We start from the raw sequence: 18671 nt of genomic DNA, 5'->3' as shown, positions 1-18671 counted from the left end.
AGATAGGTACAGTATGACACATATTTGCACGAAAAAGTGCCCCCACCTGCAATTGTTCAAGGTTTTGATTTATTTCATTTTTTTCGTCCAATTAATATGTCTACATCGAGCGTCATATCTGTATGTGTCAAAGCTTTAAAAGAAGCTACTTTTTCAGGATCAGCATGCCAGCTCAGCGGTGTCATATCAACCAGCGCTTCGATCGCCTGTTGACCAAGTGACTGAACGACTGTCACAGTTACCTTTTCTGTCACATCGAACTGCTCGTAAAATGCTGAAACAGTATCATCCTTTTCATATCCGCTCCCAAAATAATGATGACGCAGCTCCTGTAAATAGCCGGAGCGCGGAACAATCTTAATGACTTCCCCATCCTCTTTCAGCAGTCTGGTGAATTCGCGATAATTTGCCGGTGATAATATATTCAGCAAATAATCCACTGACCCGTTTGCTACCGGCGCGTTTGCAAGGTCAGCTGTGACCCAAAGCACCCGTTCATAAAAACGCGCTGCAGTCTGGATTCCGTCTTTTGCAAGGTCAACCCCAACACCTGTAAAACCGTCAAGCGACTCAACTATTTGAGCTAGATGAGTCCCTTCACCACAGCCCGCATCAAGGATAACGCCCGGCTTTTTCATTTTCAAATAGGTAATAACCTGATCAATTGCAGGCTTAAAAAACGCCGCTTCATACATTAAATCATGCCGCGCCTCAAACAGATCCTTCGTATATTTCGTTTTGATATTTTTCATTAACAGATGAAGCGAGCCATTCCTGGCAATATCAAACTGATGATTGTTTTCGCAGACTAGTGTCAATTCTTCCACACCAAGCTGTTTACCGCATACAGGACACAGCAGATGCGGAAATTTCTCTTTGATCGTGACTGCAGCTGCTTCCCTCTTCTTTAATTTCATACAAAACGCTCCGATCAATTTTTCTTTATCATAACAAAACGTGACAGAAATGTTTTCATTGATTTTAAATGTGACAAATGTTTGTCGAACCGCCCAGCGGGTAAATGAAAAGCAAAATCCTAAGGAGTGTTTCACAATGGATAACAAGCATCAGGATTTCGGCGAAAAAGTAAAAGACGTGCTGAATAAGATGACAGGCAAAGACGAAAAAGATAACTACAATCATCATGAACACGATGATCCGCTATTGAAAAATCAGCTACATGAAGCAAAAACGAAAGGTCTTGTACGGGACGATTCCGGGATCAGCAAAAATAACAGTATTTAATAAAAATGCCTGAAGAGCAATCTTCAGGCATTTTTGTATATATGAAAGATAAATTCTGGGATCAGACGAATATTATTATGCACAGATCAAATAGTTATTCACATCATTTATACACATATCCACCAAAATGTACTGAAGAATAAGGTGGAAACGCTTTACTTTATCCACATGTGGATGACTTTAATATTCGGTTTTCAGAACCACTGGCTGTGGATAATTACTTAACTTGAATAATACTGAGAAATTAGTTTTTCGCTTATTAATATTTCAGTGTAGCGGAGCGTAAGGCGGCGACTCCGGGACGATTAGCGGGATAGCTGAGACCCTATTGGCGAAGCCGAAGGGGCTCAGCGACCGCCGTCCGGAAAGCGTCCGCCTGAAGCGCAGCGAAACGATTAAAAAACCGAGACAATAATATGTCCCGGCCTCTTCATAAACTTCTTATATATTTTTCACCAGTTCACGGTTCTTTTCCTTAAACACATCATTATGTGAAGAAACCATCGCAGCCGCTCCTGCATCAGGTGTAATATAACGCTTCGCCTGATTAACAGCACCCGCTGCATCATGGAATGCACCCATCAGCAGATTCAGCTTGCCATCATGTTTTGAAATATCCCCTGCAGCATAAAGACCCGGCACACTCGAACCTCCATCAGATTCCGTTTTAATAAAATATTCATCGACCATCTGGATTGGCAGTTCACTATTTTTAATAAGGGAAGCATCAATTTCATAGCCGTGATTAATAATCACATCGTCCACTTCAAGTGAGCTCGACTCATTGGTGATGCTGTGCGTCAGTTCTACCCGGTCAATCGCATCATGTGCCTCATTTGCATGCAGCTTTGTGATCTGTGTATTCAGGAGACATTCAGCAGTGCTGTTCATCAGCTGACCGATTTGAGATTCATGACCTTTAAAGTTACAGCTCCTGTGAGTGATATACACTTTTTTCGCAACCGGCTCAAGCTCATTGGCCCAGTCAATTGCTGTATTTCCACCGCCTGAGATCAGGACAGTCTTACCTTTAAATTTCTTCAGCGATTGCACTGTGTAATGAAGATTGGATACTTCAAAGCGCTCTGCCCCTTCAATCTGCAGCTTCTGAGGGTTTAAAATGCCACTTCCAACTGCTACGATCACCGTTTTAGAAATATGTACATTTCCACTCGCAGCTTTCACCTCAAAATGACCATTTTCATTTTTACTGATGGATTCAACCTTTTCATTTAAGTGTACTTCCGGATTAAACGTAAGTCCCTGCTCAACCATCTGTTCAACCATTTTTGCTCCTGTGACAGGCGGCATACCCCCTGCATCCCAGATCATTTTTTCCGGATATACATTTACTTTCCCGCCTAAATGCGGCTGATATTCAAGAATTTTCGCTGTCATTCCGCGCAGACCGCTGTAAAAGGCCGAGTATAAGCCTGCAGGACCCCCACCGATAATTGTCACATCAAATATTTTCTTTTCCATGATCTTCACTCCTGATTTTTAAGTTAAAATCTACCGTGAACGTTAATTTATAAGCAAATGATTCTCATTCTCATTTATAATTCTCTGACTATTGTAGCATATGCTTCACAGAAATGACATTGAGAATTTTGTAGCAGATCACAAGAATAGTTGGAATGACTAACAGTTAGAGTCATACGGCACCCTTATATGCGTCTATATACTGAGAATTTATCGATTGGATGCGGCGAGAAAACGATTGTAAAAGAATTAAGCATACAGATTCCACACTGGAAAGAGCTCAGTGATTAGTGGAAAAAGTAGTGACGTTCTTAGAGATGCGGGCTGTATACTTAGAAAAACATGTTGTTTCATAGAATAGTGTAAATAAACCCACTTCAATAGCCGCCATATCCAAAAATGAAAACCCGCTGGTCCATCCAGCGGGTTTTCATCTATTCACTCTTAAAGCCTCTTACATCCGATGCAAGCTGACCGAAAAAGTGATTCATATTCTGATCGTTAATCCAGGCACGGCCCCAGACATCTTCATTTGCCGCAAGTACGCCCATAAACCAGATCCGGCGGGCTGCTACAAAGTATGGAAGTGCGTTTTTGTCCACTTCTTCTATCATCTTCACACTTTCATACCCATTTAAAAATGAGCGCCAGCACGTCTTTTCCTGCTGCGGATAATTATTTTTCAGGTTCCACCAGAAGACAGCCATGTCATAAGCCCGGTACCCTTTACCACAGCAGTCATAATCGAATGCTTCGAGCGTCCCATCGTGTAAATGGAAGTTAAAATTATGGAAATCCCCATGACAGAACCCATAGGAGAGCTCTTTATTTTCAGCCACTTCTTTTACCTTACTGACCGCTTCATGCAACAGCGTTTCCTGCTCTTCAGTGAGCGCATGACCGAGCCGTTTCATAATAATCGCCACAGGTGCTTTTAATAAATGGTTTACGTTCAGCTCATACCCTCTGCTATAAGAAGGGTTGAATTTATCAGTTGCATTGTGAAGGTTTGCCAGCGCACGGCCGATTCTGCCGCTATTTTCTTCTGTGATCTCAGGGCGTTCTCCCTTTGAATAAGTAAACATGACGCCAAAACGCGTTCCTTCAGGCGCTTCAATTTTCGTTAAATACTGCCCGTCCTTCCGCTTAATCGGAACGGATGAATGAATGCCTTCGTGCTGAGCAAACTCGATCGCTTCAAGCTCGAATAAAATCGCATCTTCTTCCCGCCACCCTTTACGGTACACGCGGAAAATATAATTGTCTTCATTCGTCTTCAGCACATACGTATCGTTCAGACCGCGGGCTAAAAACAGACATTCTGTGACGTTTGGCAGATCATAATCATGAGCCAGATCTTGTATCGTTTGTTCTCCGATCAGTGAATGTTTGATGTGGATCATATTGACTCAGTCCTTTCAGACGTTATTACTCTATACATTCGTGGTTTTCATCAAAACTCCTTCTTCCACAGAAATCGCGATCAACTTTTTATCTTTTATATTCTCTTATCCACACAATGCCATATACAAGAGTTGGAATGATAATGGCTACGGCGAGCAGATAGACAGGATAACCCGGCAGCGCATCCCACAGAAACGGCTGAATTACCATTGTTGCAATCAACAACGGAACAGCTATTCCAACAGATTTGTACGCAGCCTTCGTTGCACTTCGTGTAATCTGAACCTCCCGCTCATCCGCTTCCTGAAACTCTGTCATATTCATCGCAAATACGTTAAACGATTTGGAACGGTCACGCGTTTTATAACTGTAGATCATCCAGGGAATTGTGAATATAAACAGGAGCAGCCATGGAACTGGACTCATTGAAATGTTTACTGTTTCAACTTCTGTCTCCCCACTTTCCATATCCGTTACTTCCTGCACAGCTTCAAAGTTGATCCCAGAAGAACCAATGGTCATCTCTGATGATGCTCCTACAGACTTTCCAAGTACCTCGTCAATTGCAATCGCCTTATACCCTTCATCAATTTCCTTCATCATATGAATCGTGCTGCTAACTGCGACCGCGAGTAGCACATAAAAAATCACACTGCATATCGTCTCAATTAATACCCGTTTCACTGCCCTTCCTCCTTTGTAAAAATCGCTTCTACCGGTTCTCCAAACACTTCTGCAATATTTAACGCCAGCAAAAGTGACGGTGTGTAGCTGCCTTTTTCAAGCGACACAATGGTCTGTCTCGTCACACCGATCCTTTTGGCCAGGTCCCCCTGCGTCAGACCGTCTCTCGCCCGGAGTTCCTTCACCCTATTCCTGATCGCCATTTGATCTCCTCCAATATTTGTTAGTTAGATTGTAAAGTAGACTTGTCATTTTGTAAAGTTGGTTTTACTTTTAGATCGTTTTAGTTAATTTACAAGTGAGGGTGGTTCGACACTAAAACAGATAGTTTCGACACTCAGTGAGTCCACTTCAACGTTCAAACAGTCATGTTCGACGTATCATATAAAAAGACCTATACATGACTTCTCCAAAACAAAAAACCGGGAAGCATCCCCGCTCCCCGGTCATCATCAACACTATTTCGGCCGCTCGAGCGAAAATACTTCACCGAGCTTCGCATAATTACTGCCGGCGAGCCTGCTCACAGCCTTCAGTTCATCGGCATGAATACGCCCCTTTACATAAATTGCTTCATCAATATGAAACCGCACAATACGGCCGATCAATAAGTCTGCAGCTGGCTTATCATTATGTCCGCCCAGCTGAACGTTCTGCTCAAGCACGCACTCCATTCTGAATCTGGATTCCTTCAAGCCTGGTACGCTCACTGCTACGCTCTCTACCGTTGTCAGTCCAGCCAGCTCTACTTCGCTCTCATCAGCCGGCAGATTGGCAGAAGTCTGATTCACTTTTTCAACATTGGACTCATCCACAATATGAACGACAAACTCTTTCTTAAACTCAGCGTTGCGTGCCGTATCCTTCTGTTCACCTGCTTTCCGCTGAACAGAGACCGAAATCATCGGCGGGTCAGCAGATACAATATTAAAATAACTAAATGGCGCTGCATTCAATACACCTGTCTCAGATTCAGTGGTCACAAATGCGATCGGGCGGGGAATGATTCCGCCTGTCAGCAGCTTATAATTATCGCGTTCTGATTGGTTTTCGGGATTGATGGTTAGCAATTAAACTCCTCCTTTTGACGAAAAAGCTGAATTCAAATCCCACTTCCAAAGCCGCTCAATGACAGCCTTTCCCTCAGCCTCAAACTCAATTCCGTCTGACGTTTCTTCCGGATAAATACGTGCCGTCATAACTGCTTCACCATTATTGATAAAGATCTCAGCTGATGATTGATCAAGGAAAAAGTGCAATATTAAGCGATCCTGATCCTTCACTTCCACTGTTCTCGTCCCACTGACACCCACCCCGGATGCTGTACGATCAAGCGTGACTATAGATTCCTGTCTGGACCATTCAAGAACCGTTTTTTCATCATTGCCGCAGCGGAAGTTTACACGAAAAGCATCGGTATCCTTCACATCTACTTCCAGCTTCATTTCAATGCATGTGCCGCTAACTGAATCAAACGTTCGTTTAGCTGAAATGGATTCATTTTCAGTGTAAATCTCTTCTTTTCTCAGCTCAGCAAGCTCCGGCAGCGGCTGAACAAGCAGACGATCTCCATCAGGTACAAGCACGCGTGGAATCGTCATTGCACCGCAAAATCCATGCGCCTGAGTCGGCATCTCACTCTCCCACATATCCATCCAGCCGATCATCACGCGCCTGCCTTCAGGATCCTCAAGTGTCTGTGGCGCATAAAAGTCAAAACCTGCATCCAGCATATAAAAATCTCCATGTGTAAATTTCCCGGTCTCATAATCAAGCTCCCCAAAGACATATACAGCCTGGTGAAGGTTATGAAAGTTGTTCTCCTCAGGCTTCACGCCCTGCGGCGACATCACGAGTACGTCCTTCTCCCCTAAATGAAAGAAATCCGGACACTCCCACATAAATCCGCCATTCTCCTCTTTTTTCGCTGAAACGGCAACGAAATCCCATTTCTGAAGATCATTTGACTTGTAAAGGAGCACCTGTCCCGTATGATCCTTCGTCCTCGACCCAAGCACACAGTAATATGTACCATCATGCTGCCATACCTTCGGATCCCTGAAATGGAACGGATGAATATCACCTTCAGGCGCCTCAGTGATCACCGGTTTTTCCCACTTTGTAAAATGAATGCCATCACTGCTTTCCGCAATCATCTGCACCTGCTTCAGATCCGTGTCATGGTCAGGACCAGTCCACACATTCCCTGTGTACATCGCAACCAGCTTTCCGTCTATCTCAATTGCACTGCCTGAAAAACATCCATCTGCATCCTCCGGCAGACTCGGCGCAAGCGCAACAGGAAGATGCTCCCAGTTAACTAAATCACGGCTCACCGCATGTCCCCAATGCATCGGCCCCCACTCCGGCGAAAAAGGGTGATGCTGATAAAATAAATGATACTCTCCATTAAAATAAGAAAAACCATTCGGATCATTCATCCAATAAGCCCGCGGCGCCACATGAAACCTTGAATACCAGTGATGCGCCTGCGCCTCCCGTTCCTTCTCCTGAATCGACGCCTCTGCAATTTGAATCTCCTTCTCCATAACGTCACCTGCTTTCGAGTTGTTGGGTTTATTTTAGCACTTAGTTGGATGGTGTTGGGTAACTGGGGGTTTTGGGGGTTGTGTGTGTTCGCTCTTTAACATTGGGTGTTCGCCACTTAACACATAATGTTCGACGTTCACCATCCTATCTTCGCCACTCATTGCTGAATGTTCGACGCTTATAATCAAACTTCAACACTTCGGGTATATTTACCTAGCATAGTACATTCAATGACACCTTGAAATAACTCGTGTAATTCACACAAGAATCATATATGATAAGTGAAACTAAATAGAATTGGAGGAAATACTATTGATTTTTTATGAAAGAAAACCTTCAATCCGTGCGCATGCATATGAACTTCTCTCAAGACATTTGCCGGATGACCACCCCGCTAAAACTGCACTTTTAAAAGAAGCCTCTATCATCAAAGCTGGTGAGTTTGGCGAAAAGCGTGTTGACCAGCTACTTCTCCCTTTTGGATCTGATGAATTTCTGATTGGTTTAAACCTCATCTTTCCTTATGACGGTGAAACAATTCAAATCGACCATTTAGTGTTAACACCCTCTTTTGCATTAACAATCGAAACAAAGCATTTAAAAGGTCACGTGAAGTTAGATCTGGAAAACGAACAGATGTATCGTCATGAACCCGATGGCTCTATTTTTACTTCCACTCATCCTTCACTTCAAACTGCACGACATCAAAAAGGTTTATCTCAGATTTTTAAAAAAATGAACATTGACCTCCCCATTTATTCTTTAATTCCATTTACACATTCCAGTGTCCATTTAGAAGCTGTAGGTTCCAGTACACTTCTGCCCAAAGAAATTTGCCGGGTTGAGAGGTTTACAATGAAATTGAGAGAACTTTGCGAAGCGAATTTTGACCCGAAAATTACTCCTGATAAGTTACTTCAACTTGCTGAATCTTTAAAAACATATACTGTGAATGAAAAAATCTATCACACCTTTAATAGATTCAACATACATCAAAGTCAGCTTATATCGGGCGTGTGGTGTAAGCATTGTTCTGAGTTGTCCTGCACCTGGACAGGACGGCGATTTCGTTGTCTAATATGCAGAGAGCCAGACGATGAAACTTACCTGGATACTCTATTTGTTTACCTCACTTTTGTATCTGATTCTATTGCGAATAAGCACACACGCATGATATTGAAATTATCTCGTCCCGGAACAGCAAGAATTCTGATGCTTAATGCCGGATTAGAACCGTTCTATAAGACCAGCAAGAGATTCTATCGTATGAAAAAACCCTTTCGCGCCAATTAATTGGCGCTTTTTTGTATGAGTCTAAATACCCGAAGTGGCGAACGTTCACCATTTAGTGTTGAACCATTGGAATTTAGTGTCGAACCTGCGGCATTAAACGTCGAACAATTGAAGTTTACTCTCGAACACACTTTGTTGAACGTCGAACCACAAACCCAACCCCACCAGTTTCCCAACTGCATCAAGGGCAAAAAATAATTACAAAAAATAGTATTGACCACCCGTATCAACCGTATTACAATAAGTAGTACAGGTAATACACTAATATTTGGAGGAGGGTGCGGATGTTTACGTTGGATACGCGCAGCCGGGTGCCGATTTATGAGCAGCTGATGGATCAGCTGAAGACACTGATGATCCGGGATTTGCTGCAGCAGGATGAGCAGTTGCCGTCTGTCAGAAGTCTGGCACAGGAATTGACGATTAATCCGAATACGATTCAGAAAGCCTACCGTGAGCTTGAGCGCGAGGGATTTATTTATTCCGTTCCTGGAAAAGGAAGTTTTGTGGCGCCGTTACAGAATGATGGGAATGAGGAGAGATTGGAGATGCTGAGACAGGACTTAGAAAAAATTGTGAGTGAGTTTTTATTTTTGGGCGGATCGAAGGAAGATCTCATTCATCTGATTCAGAAAATTGATGTAAAAGAAAGGGAGGGTGACAAATGATTCAGGCAACCGCAGTAAATAAACGTTTTGATGATCTGCAGGCTGTTGAGAATCTCACACTCCATGTGAAAAAGGGATCGATTTATGGACTGCTTGGATCAAACGGCGCCGGGAAAACGACCCTCCTTAAAATACTTGCCGGCATTTATAAATATGACAGCGGTGAAGTGAAAATTGCTGACAAGGCGGTTTTTGAAACACCTGAAACAAAGCAGCATGTACTGTTTATTCCTGACCAGCCGCACTTTTTGCACCAGACTTCCCTGAATGATATGGCGGGTTTTTATAAAGAAGTGTACGCGCGCTGGAATGAAAAGCGGTTTCAGCAGCTGACGAAGCATTTCAGAATGAATCCTGATAAGAAGCTGACACGGATGTCTAAGGGCATGCAGCGACAGGCTTCGTTTATCCTTACCCTCTCTGCGATGCCGGATGTGCTGATTTTGGATGAGCCGTTTGATGGACTCGATCCGGTTGTGCGCCAGCAGATGAAGAATGCGATTTTGCAGGATGTGGCGGACCGTGGGCTGACGCTGATTGTGTCTTCACATAACCTGCGTGAGATGGAGGATTTCTGTGATTACGTCGGGATTATGCATAATGGCGGACTGTTATTTGAGCGGGATCTGGATGAATTGAAAACAGATATTCATAAGCTTCAGATCGCGTTTAAGAAGCTGCCTGAAAAAGAGGCTTTCCTGAGCGGGCTTGATGTGCTTCATTACGAGAAGCGCGGCAGTGTGCTGCTGATTATTGTAAAGGGACGCGAGGAAGAAATTCTTCCGTATGTTGAAAGCTTCAATCCGGCGATTTTTGATTTACTGCCGTTGACGCTTGAAGAAATCTTTATTTATGAGCTGGGAGGTGTTGGCTATGAAATCCGGAATCTTATTGTGGAATAAAGGGCTATTCAGACAGCAGCTGAGAGCTGTGACATGGATCGGCGTATTCTTATCACTTGCGCTTGTGATTATGCTGCCGCTCAGTATGTTTATCCGTGAAATGACACTCAGAAATGATCAGTTTTTCGGCGGGTACGCTGATTATGAAGGAATCCTGAATCCACTGTTTGAATTCTCTATTCCTTTCCAGCTGATGGCATTCTGCTCATTTCCAGTGCTGATCGGCATCATCCTGCTGAATTTTATGACGAATAAATCAGCAACGGATTTCTTCCACAGCCTTCCTTTTAAGAGAGGAACAATCTTGACGAATGTGTATATTACAGGGGCGATTACGCTTTTTGTACCGCTTGTGATTACAGGCATCCTGACAGCTATACTGTACCCTTTCCTGACGGATCAGTTCTATGCAATTTCTGATATTTTCAGCTGGATCGGGCTGTCTTATCTGATTATGCTGTTTATGTTTATTGTGACAGTTGCGATTGGCATTTTTGTAGGAAATGCGCTGATTCACGGGGCGCTGACTTACACAGTAATTGTAGTACCGGCACTGATTATTCTTTTGGCACTGACGAATCTGCAGTACTACGTAAAAGGTCTTGCGCTGACGACTTACACGGAAACCCTGCTGACAAATGGGATTTTCTTCGGCCGGCTGATTGAATTAACGCAGACGCCGTTTAGCCTGCTTGAATATCTCATCTATACGCTGATTGCGGCTGCACTTGTCGCTTTCTCGTATCTGTCCTATGCGAAGCGTCCTTCTGAATCAACCGATCAGACGATTGTGTTTCCGTTTTTCCGCTATGTGTTCCTGTATAGTCTGACGCTGTTCGTCATGCTGATCTCAGGGTTTTACTTTACCGAAATCCAGCAGGGCAGCTTTATGTGGACGATTGTCGGTTACGTGCTTGGTGCGTTTATTGCCTACACCATTTTGCAGATGATCCTTCAGAAAACGCTGCGCCTATCGTGGCCATGGAAAGGCTTTGTTGTCTACGCCGTAGTGATTACGCTGCTGATTATCCCGGTAAACCTTGTAGCAGGATTTTATGAAAATAAGGTTCCTGAAGCAGGTGCAGTGGAATCGGTTGAGATCACAAGTCCGAATTCACGAAATAACTATATGTACGTTGAAGGTATGCAAACTCCTTCATTAACTGATACTGAATCGATTGAAATGGTCACTGCTGTTCACGATCAGCTGATTGATCACGCATATAACAGACTGTCAGGTGACTGGAGCTCGGTAACGATTGATTATACCCTTGAAGATGGCAGTACGCTATCAAGAGAATACAATGTGAATCATGACTTTTTGAAAGAAGTGACGCTGGAATTAAGAAGTACACAGGCTTTTAAAGAAGCGTATGATCCAGTTTATTTAGCTACTAAGAGAGATAATTTGAACTACATCATGTTTTACTCAGCAGGTAACGGTGAGCCAATCAGAATTGCCGATGAGGAAGAAATGGAGGAACTGATCGCTGCAATGAAGGCTGATCTTGAGGTCCTTCCTTCTGAGGAATTGGCACTTGACTGGAGTCCAAAGTCTGCCGGCGAAATCCAGTTTTCAATGAATCTGCCGTATGATTATTATGCCGGGATTACAAAAGACCACGAGAATACAATCGAATGGATGAATGAAAATGGCTACGGTGATGCACTATTTCTCCCTGAGAACCTGGAAGAAGTGACGGTAGCAAAATCGAACGGAGATGAGTTCATGCGGGAAGTGGATTCAGTGGTATATGAGAATCAGCTCTCACCGGATGAATTGAGTATGCAGACGTTTACAATCACTGATTCAGCACAGATTGAAGAGCTGTTTGACCTCGGTTCTACTCAGAGCTACGGAGACTATGTGATTTTCTACCGTGTAAATGATGGCTACAGTTTCCTCAGCATAGATGAGTCTGAAGCACCGGAATTTATCACAAGCCAGTTCGACTAATTGAATGAAAGGGATCTGTTTTCAGGGTCCCTTCTTTATTTATGCCAAAAATGAGAAAAAGGAGTGTTATTATGATCGAAATTAACCAGATCAGTCATCATTTCACGCTGGGTAAAAAGGGTCAGCAGTCCCGCCTGGATGTACTTAAAGATATTTCTTTTCATGTTGCTGAAGGAGAAATTGTCTCCATTATCGGACGGAGTGGATCAGGTAAATCTACATTATTAAATCTGATCAGTGGATTTATCCGTCCTTCTGAAGGTGAAATTGTCATTTTAGATGAAAAGGTCAGCGAATTTACAGAGGCAGAGTTTGCTGATTTCAGATTGAAAAACATGGGCTTTATCTTTCAAAGCTTTCAGCTGATTCCGAGTATGACGGCGTATGAAAATGTGGAGCTGCCGCTGATTTTAAAAGGAATGTCTGAGCAGGCAAGAAAGCAGATGACGCTTGATATGCTGAAGACAGTCGGGCTTGAGAACTTCAAGGACCATTATCCAAGTGAGCTCTCAGGCGGTCAGCAGCAGCGTGTCAGTATTGCGCGAGCCCTGATTCTTGAGCCGCCGCTGATTTTAGCGGATGAACCGACCGGAAGTCTTGATAGTGAAACGGAAGCTGACCTCTTGGTATTTATTAAAAAGCTGAATAAAGAACGCGGCATCACGTTTGTGATTATTACTCACGATGATGAAGTGGCAAAGATCGGTGATCGCACGATTGAAATTGCTGACGGCGAACTGATTCGAAGCGGGGTGTTCGTATGAAGCTGAAAGACCAGTTCCGCTTTATCAGGCAGAATATGAAGAAAAACAGAATGCGTGTATTTATGACGATCCTTGCTTCTGCAATGAGCGTAGCGTTCCTGATCGTGCTTGCCTCTGTTGCGTTTGGGCTGCACGACACAGTCATAAAAGATACGATTGAATCTCCTGATGTTACGCAGATTGAAGTTGCAGGTAAAGACACTGGAAATGGAAATGTCGAGAATCTCACCAATGAAAACATCGCTGAAATTGAAACGCTTGAAGGTGTGAATGCGGTCACCCGCCATAAGCAGATCAGACAGGAAACACGTTACGTGACAGAGGGGTATGAAATCAATACACAGACGATTCAGAGCCACTTCCCTTCTATGCAAAACGCCGGGATTGAGCTGGGTGAAGGTGTTATTCCTGCATCAAAAGATGAGGTAGCGGTCGGCTATCATTTTGCTTTGAACCTGATGAAGGATAATATTAACCCTGAAGAAGCGGAATACGGAGAAGACGGTCACCTGATCCCTGAGCATCGTTTTTCAGGTGATATCATCGGACAGACATTTGATCTTGAGTTTAAAAGTATAGAAGACGGTGAGGAAATCACTGAAACGGTTCCTGTCACAGTGACCGGTGTGCTTGAAAAGCCTGGACGTGAGTGGGCATGGGACCAGAGCGTGTACATTACTGATGAAAAGCTTGCCGAGCTTGAAGGGATTACCGGTACGTCAAAAGCGATGCTGACTGATCCTGCTGAGGCTGAGGAAGATACCGGCTATGACAATGCCACTGTCTATGCAGATGATCTTGAAGCTGTTAAAAGTGTGATGACTTCTCTTGAAGAGGAAGGATACTTTGTGTATTCGATTGTCAGTGAAATGGGTCAGATCAATACGCTGTTTAATATTGCAAAAGCCGGTCTGATTTTTATCGGTACAATTGCGATACTGATCGCATCAATAGGGATTTTCAATACGATGACGATGGCTGTAACTGAAAGAGCGCCTGACATTGGTATTATGAAAGCAATTGGTGCGAGCCCTAAAGTCATTAAGCGGATCTTTCTGCTTGAGAGCACGTATATCGGGCTTGTTGGTGCGCTGATCGGGATTGCAGTCTCTTATGTCATCAGTATCGGGGTCAACCTGGTGCTGCCAATGATTCTTGAAGCTGCTTTTGGAGAAGAACTGCCTGCAGGACTGCAGTTTTCATCGATTCCATTCAGCCTTGTGCTGATTGCGGTCGTGATCTGTCTCGCGGTGACAATGCTTTCCGGCTTAAGACCGGCGAAGCGTGCGACTGAAATTGACGTGTTAAAAGCAATGAGGCGCGAAGTGTAAATCATGAAACGAGGCTGACGTCCCCAGGAACGTCAGCCTCGTTTTTCAGTCAACCTATGCAGCTTCCTGAATCTCTTCCCTTACCTGCTGATTATAGGTCATTCTGTGAATGTTCATCAAAATACCGAGCAGCGTCATGGTAATCAATAACGAGCTGCCGCCATAGCTGACAAGCGGCAGCGGAATGCCCGTAATCGGCATGACACCGCCTGCTGCGGCAAGATTCATAATCGCCTGAGTGGCAATCTGGATCGTAATCCCGATACCGAGAATCCGTCCGACAGGATGTACAGATTTCATCGCAATAGAAAATCCGATCACAAGGAACGCTGCAAATGCGATAATAACACCGCCTGTCCCGATAAAACCGAACTCCTCAGCAATAATCGCAATAATAAAATCTGTATGTGATTCAGGCAGATAGCCAAGCTTCATCACACTCTCCCCAAAGCCTGCTCCTGTAAAGCCGCCGTTTGCCATTGCTGTCCATGATTGAATCAGCTGATAACCCGCTCCGTCCGGATCATCAAATGGCGCCCTGAAGCTTGTTAACCGTTCGAGTCTGTATGGGCTTGTAATAGCCAGAATGGTGACTGACAACACACCCCCCGCTCCAAATAACAGCAGATACCTAATCGGCACCTGGGCCGCGATCAATAACGCAAGGTACCCTGCCGCAAGTGAAATGACCGTTCCAAGATCCGGCTGTAGCATAATTAAAAAGGCAATCACCAGTACGACAATCATTGAAGGTAAAATGCTTTTCTTAAAATCATGTAATTGATCTCTTTTATGTACCAGTAAAAAGCTGACGTACAAAGGAATTGCAATCTTTGCGAGCTCAGATGGCTGGATGACAAGCGGTCCGATTGAGATCCAGCGCAGTGCCTGATTCCGTTCAGTTCCGACGCCCGGAATAAAAATCAGCAGCAATGCAAAAATAGTGATGGCCAAAATGAGCGGCATCAGCTTTTTATAAGCAGTGAATTTGAACATAGAGACAAAGAAAAACACGCCAAGCCCCAGCACAAACCATAACCCCTGTCTTTTTACAAAGGAGGCTGCATCACCGGTTGCTTCCAGTGCAATAAAATAACTTGCGCTATAGACCATCACAAGCCCGAACGAACCAAGCCCGATCGTGAAAATCAATAATGGTAAATGAAACGAATGTAACAGCTTCTTCATCTTCTTCTCCTTAAGCACAGTGTCGTAAAGCCATTAGTTCGTATGAAACTTAGAAAAGTTACATGATACGCCGGATTCAGGCAATTAGATATAAAAAAGCTTCTGATCATTTCAGATCAGAAGCGGTCTCATGATAAGCTAATTCCTGCTGTAGTAAAAGTGCAATCTGCTCAGACTTCATTGGTCTGCCAAAGTAATAGCCCTGAATTTTCGAATTGCTGTGATGTCTGATGAATTCAGCCTGTTCCGCTGTTTCAACCCCTTCAGTGATCACGTACATGCCGATGCCTTCAAGCACCTGATAAAGTCCTTTTAACAGCTTGCAATCAAACGCTTCTGAAGGGACTTGATGAATAAATGAACGGTCAATTTTAACAACGTTCACAGGCATGTTTTTCAGGTTAAATAAGGTCGAGGTCCCAACACCAAAGTCATCAAGTGCAACTCTGACCCCCTTTTCCCGCAGCTCTTTAGCGAACTCAATAATCTCACCATCAAAAAAGAAAATATCACTTTCCGTAATCTCAATCTGCAGCTGCTCAGGTGGAAATTGGTATTGTTCAAGTAACAGATCCATTTTCTTCAGGAAGCGGTTCTTGTTTCTCATCTGCATCTTGGAGACATTTACAGCGACACCGATCTGACCAAGCCCACTCTCACGCCAGCTCACTGCCTGCTTGATGCTTTCTTCAAGCACCCATTCACCGATATCACTGATAAAGCTCCCATTTTCAGCGATCGGGATAAACACGTTTGGCGGAATTCTTCCTTTTACCGGATGATTCCATCTGATTAATGCTTCAACACCTGTCATACTTTCTTTAAAACCTGTATAGATCGGCTGATAGTCCAAATAAAGCTCACCATTTTGCAGCGCAAATTTCAGATCATTTTCAAGCGTCAGGGTATTTTTGTATTCGAGATCCTCTGCGAGACTGTGATAGTAGACGACCTGGTTCTTCCCCTTACGTTTTGCTTCGTACATCGCGATATCTGCAGCCTGCAGCACTTCATCAAACGATTCTCCGTCATCCGGATAGACTGCCACACCTACACTTGAGGTAACAAATGTCTTAATATCACTCAGTTCATAATTCTGCTTCAGTTCACGCACCATATATGCTGCGCGCTGCTGCAGGTGGTCAGGATCCGGACTGTGAACAAGCAGCAGGAATTCGTCCCCGCCCATTCTTGCAATCACTTCATTTTCATGATCAACAAAATCGGTCAGACGGTTCGCCACTTTTCTTAACAGCGTGTCCCCCATTTTATGTCCAAGTGAATCATTAATCCGCTTGAATCCATCCAGATCAAAAAACATAAAGGCAATATGAGTTTCCTTATGATCCGTTAACCTGTGAAAAGCTTCTATTACACCATACCGGTTCAGCAATCCGGTTAACTGATCATGAAGCGCCATCTCAGTGATTTCTTTATGAGTTTCTTCAGCTGAGTCAAGCATCCCATTGATTGATTTGCCAAGGTGGTGAATTTCATCACCGTTATGCATCTTCCACTTCACCCTGGAGCTGATCTCTCTGGTCTGACGGATCTGATTTAATTGATTCGAAAGGCTCGTTACTCTTGAAATCATTAATCTATCTAGCATGAGATATAAAATAATTGCAATGACTGCTAACAGTACAAGTAAATATAAAACAAAATTTGTAATCACATCTCTTTTTGAAAGATAATAGTTGCGGGGTTTATCGATGGTAAGTATCAGATGACTGTCTCCATTTGTACTCTGAATGGTCAGCTGACCCTCCATCCGCTCTTCGCTGACCGTTCTGACAAACCGTTTTTGTTCGGTACCGGCTCCGGTGTTTGCATTTAAATCAAGAGACAGATCATACCCCAGCCGTTTGATATAATCCCCACTGATATCTCTTACAAGAATGACCTTTCCTTCATCATCACCAATTCCTGATGTCGGAAGGATCCGCTGTACTGACACAATAAAAAATGAATCCTCAGTACTAATTAAATAATTATTCAGCGAGGGCGTCAGTGCAGTTAACAGATTACTGAGCTGCTCCGCTTCCTCTCTCAAGCCGTAGCTCCGATCCAGCAGCACTTCATCTTCATCACTGACAACCACCATTCGCCAGATCCGATTATTCATAAATGTATTTTCATCTACATTTGAAGCGACAAAACCCGACCGTTCTCCAGAAGCAAACTCATACATATCGTCCCATTGCGCCCAGTCCTGATTCAAGCGGGTGAGGAGGTCCTGCTCCATCCGGATCGCATTATCAATCCGTTCCATATCCCTGTGCATGCTTTCTTCATCCATGGCCAATGCATCCGACAAGAGCATCGGTCTGATAAAAGTGGTCAGTAAAATCAAAAATAAAAACATACTGCCGGCGATCACGACAAATGTCTGTGTTTGAATCTTCATACCCCCACCCCCAATCTCTAGACCTAAAAATAGTACTTTTTATTTATTTTACGTGATGTGAATATTTAGTCAATAACAATTAAATGTAAATTTGACAGTATAAACTTAATAAAAAAAGACCTGTTCTCTAAGAACAGGTCTTAATTCTCTATAGCACAACTTCTGTTTCGTTTGTCAGGCGTTTACGTGTATTGGTAACCGGCGTGATGAACAGCTGGATCAATGTCCCGATTCCAAATGCCACAATCACTGTACCAAGTCCGATTGGTCCGCCGAATAAAAATGCGATGACTAATACGCTGACTTCCATAATCGTTTTTGAGAATGCGAGACTCTTACCTGTCCGCATCTTGATTGCCATCATCAGGCTGTCAATCGGGTTTCTCGCAAAATTCGCCTGAAGATAGAATGTGATGCCAAGCGCAATAATTAAGACACCCGCAACCAGCATCATTGCTCTAACCGGCATTGATAGTGCATCCACTCCGGCAAATGCAACGAGCAGCCAGAAGTCCATAAACACGCCGATCAGGAAAATCGTAATAATCGCCAGAAAGTCCGGCATTTTCTTCATCAAATATCCATTTAACAGAATCAAAATGATTCCAAGTATAAACACCCAGGTCCCAACCGTAAAACCGATTGTCTCTGATAATCCAACATACAATGCATCCCATGGTCCAACGCCAAGATCCGCAACGATCATCGTACTGATTCCAAATGACAGCAGCAGTAATCCAAGCAGATAAAACATCCCTATAATAAAACCTTTTTTCAAGATTGCACCTCTTCTTCT

17 protein-coding genes are annotated in these 18671 nt (G+C 43.6%); 7 read left to right on the top strand and 10 right to left on the bottom strand.

The features are described 5' to 3' along the window. Positions 1–74 precede the first annotated feature (74 nt). Positions 75–917: a putative RNA methyltransferase gene (locus tag DH10bf12_RS06820; protein WP_471737765.1), complete on the bottom strand. Its 843-nt coding sequence runs from the start codon at positions 915–917 to the stop codon at positions 75–77. A gap of 136 nt (positions 918–1053) precedes the next feature. Between DH10bf12_RS06820 and DH10bf12_RS06815 the strand changes: the two genes are divergently transcribed. Beyond that, complete coding sequence (locus tag DH10bf12_RS06815; RefSeq protein WP_471737764.1) at positions 1054–1245, top strand: hypothetical protein; 192 nt, start codon at positions 1054–1056, stop codon at positions 1243–1245. A 441-nt stretch (positions 1246–1686) separates the two neighbouring features. Here DH10bf12_RS06815 and DH10bf12_RS06810 read toward each other — a convergent pair whose 3' ends face one another. From DH10bf12_RS06810 to DH10bf12_RS06785, 6 genes are all read right to left on the bottom strand, one after another. Beyond that, the gene (locus DH10bf12_RS06810; protein WP_471738203.1) at positions 1687–2730 is read right to left on the bottom strand and encodes an NAD(P)/FAD-dependent oxidoreductase; all 1044 of its coding nucleotides are present in this window, start codon (positions 2728–2730) and stop codon (positions 1687–1689) included. A gap of 431 nt (positions 2731–3161) precedes the next feature. Further along, positions 3162–4130 (bottom strand): phosphotransferase enzyme family protein, encoded by a 969-nt coding sequence (locus DH10bf12_RS06805; protein WP_471737763.1) that lies wholly within the window; start codon positions 4128–4130, stop codon positions 3162–3164. 88 nt (positions 4131–4218) lie between these two features. After that, positions 4219–4815: a hypothetical protein gene (locus tag DH10bf12_RS06800; protein WP_471737762.1), complete on the bottom strand. Its 597-nt coding sequence runs from the start codon at positions 4813–4815 to the stop codon at positions 4219–4221. Then, positions 4812–5012 carry a helix-turn-helix transcriptional regulator gene (locus DH10bf12_RS06795; RefSeq protein ID WP_471738202.1) on the bottom strand — a complete coding sequence of 67 codons (201 nt, stop codon included), beginning with the start codon at positions 5010–5012 and terminating at the stop codon, positions 4812–4814. The genes DH10bf12_RS06800 and DH10bf12_RS06795 overlap by 4 nt, the downstream gene beginning before the upstream one ends. Positions 5013–5273: 261 nt before the next feature. Continuing rightward, a complete protein-coding gene (locus DH10bf12_RS06790) occupies positions 5274–5885 on the bottom strand; it encodes a flavin reductase family protein (protein ID WP_471737761.1) in 612 nt (203 codons plus the stop codon). Beyond that, positions 5886–7364 carry a glycoside hydrolase family 32 protein gene (locus DH10bf12_RS06785; protein WP_471737760.1) on the bottom strand — a complete coding sequence of 493 codons (1479 nt, stop codon included), beginning with the start codon at positions 7362–7364 and terminating at the stop codon, positions 5886–5888. A gap of 313 nt (positions 7365–7677) precedes the next feature. Here DH10bf12_RS06785 and DH10bf12_RS06780 point away from each other — a divergent pair, with 313 nt between their 5' ends. From DH10bf12_RS06780 to DH10bf12_RS06755, 6 genes are all read left to right on the top strand, one after another. Next, positions 7678–8658, top strand: coding sequence for a nuclease-related domain-containing protein (locus tag DH10bf12_RS06780; RefSeq protein WP_471737759.1), 981 nt, complete (start codon positions 7678–7680; stop codon positions 8656–8658). Positions 8659–8942: 284 nt separating this feature from the next. Further along, the gene (locus tag DH10bf12_RS06775; protein WP_471737758.1) at positions 8943–9326 is read left to right on the top strand and encodes a GntR family transcriptional regulator; all 384 of its coding nucleotides are present in this window, start codon (positions 8943–8945) and stop codon (positions 9324–9326) included. After that, positions 9323–10228 (top strand): ABC transporter ATP-binding protein, encoded by a 906-nt coding sequence (locus DH10bf12_RS06770; protein WP_471737757.1) that lies wholly within the window; start codon positions 9323–9325, stop codon positions 10226–10228. The genes DH10bf12_RS06775 and DH10bf12_RS06770 overlap by 4 nt, the downstream gene beginning before the upstream one ends. Further along, positions 10200–12185 (top strand): DUF6449 domain-containing protein, encoded by a 1986-nt coding sequence (locus DH10bf12_RS06765; protein ID WP_471737756.1) that lies wholly within the window; start codon positions 10200–10202, stop codon positions 12183–12185. The genes DH10bf12_RS06770 and DH10bf12_RS06765 overlap by 29 nt, the downstream gene beginning before the upstream one ends. A gap of 71 nt (positions 12186–12256) precedes the next feature. Further along, entirely contained in the window at positions 12257–12949 is a 693-nt protein-coding gene (locus DH10bf12_RS06760) for an ABC transporter ATP-binding protein (protein WP_471737755.1), read from the top strand. Next, positions 12946–14280 carry an ABC transporter permease gene (locus tag DH10bf12_RS06755; protein WP_471737754.1) on the top strand — a complete coding sequence of 445 codons (1335 nt, stop codon included), beginning with the start codon at positions 12946–12948 and terminating at the stop codon, positions 14278–14280. The genes DH10bf12_RS06760 and DH10bf12_RS06755 overlap by 4 nt, the downstream gene beginning before the upstream one ends. A 54-nt stretch (positions 14281–14334) precedes the next feature. Here the strand turns inward: DH10bf12_RS06755 and ftsW are convergent, their stop codons facing one another. The 3 genes from ftsW to DH10bf12_RS06740 form a co-directional block, all read right to left on the bottom strand. Then, a complete protein-coding gene (gene ftsW / locus DH10bf12_RS06750; RefSeq protein ID WP_471737753.1) occupies positions 14335–15468 on the bottom strand; it encodes a putative lipid II flippase FtsW in 1134 nt (377 codons plus the stop codon). A gap of 106 nt (positions 15469–15574) precedes the next feature. After that, a complete protein-coding gene (locus DH10bf12_RS06745) occupies positions 15575–17875 on the bottom strand; it encodes a bifunctional diguanylate cyclase/phosphodiesterase (protein WP_471737752.1) in 2301 nt (766 codons plus the stop codon). Positions 17876–18023: 148 nt separating this feature from the next. Continuing rightward, positions 18024–18653 carry a YczE/YyaS/YitT family protein gene (locus DH10bf12_RS06740; RefSeq protein WP_471737751.1) on the bottom strand — a complete coding sequence of 210 codons (630 nt, stop codon included), beginning with the start codon at positions 18651–18653 and terminating at the stop codon, positions 18024–18026. Between the last annotated feature and the right edge of the window lie 18 nt (positions 18654–18671).

The organism is Jeotgalibacillus sp. 10bf12 (assembly GCF_055597105.1).
Note: the sequence above shows the minus strand (reverse complement) of the source record. Positions and strands in the feature narration are given on the sequence as shown.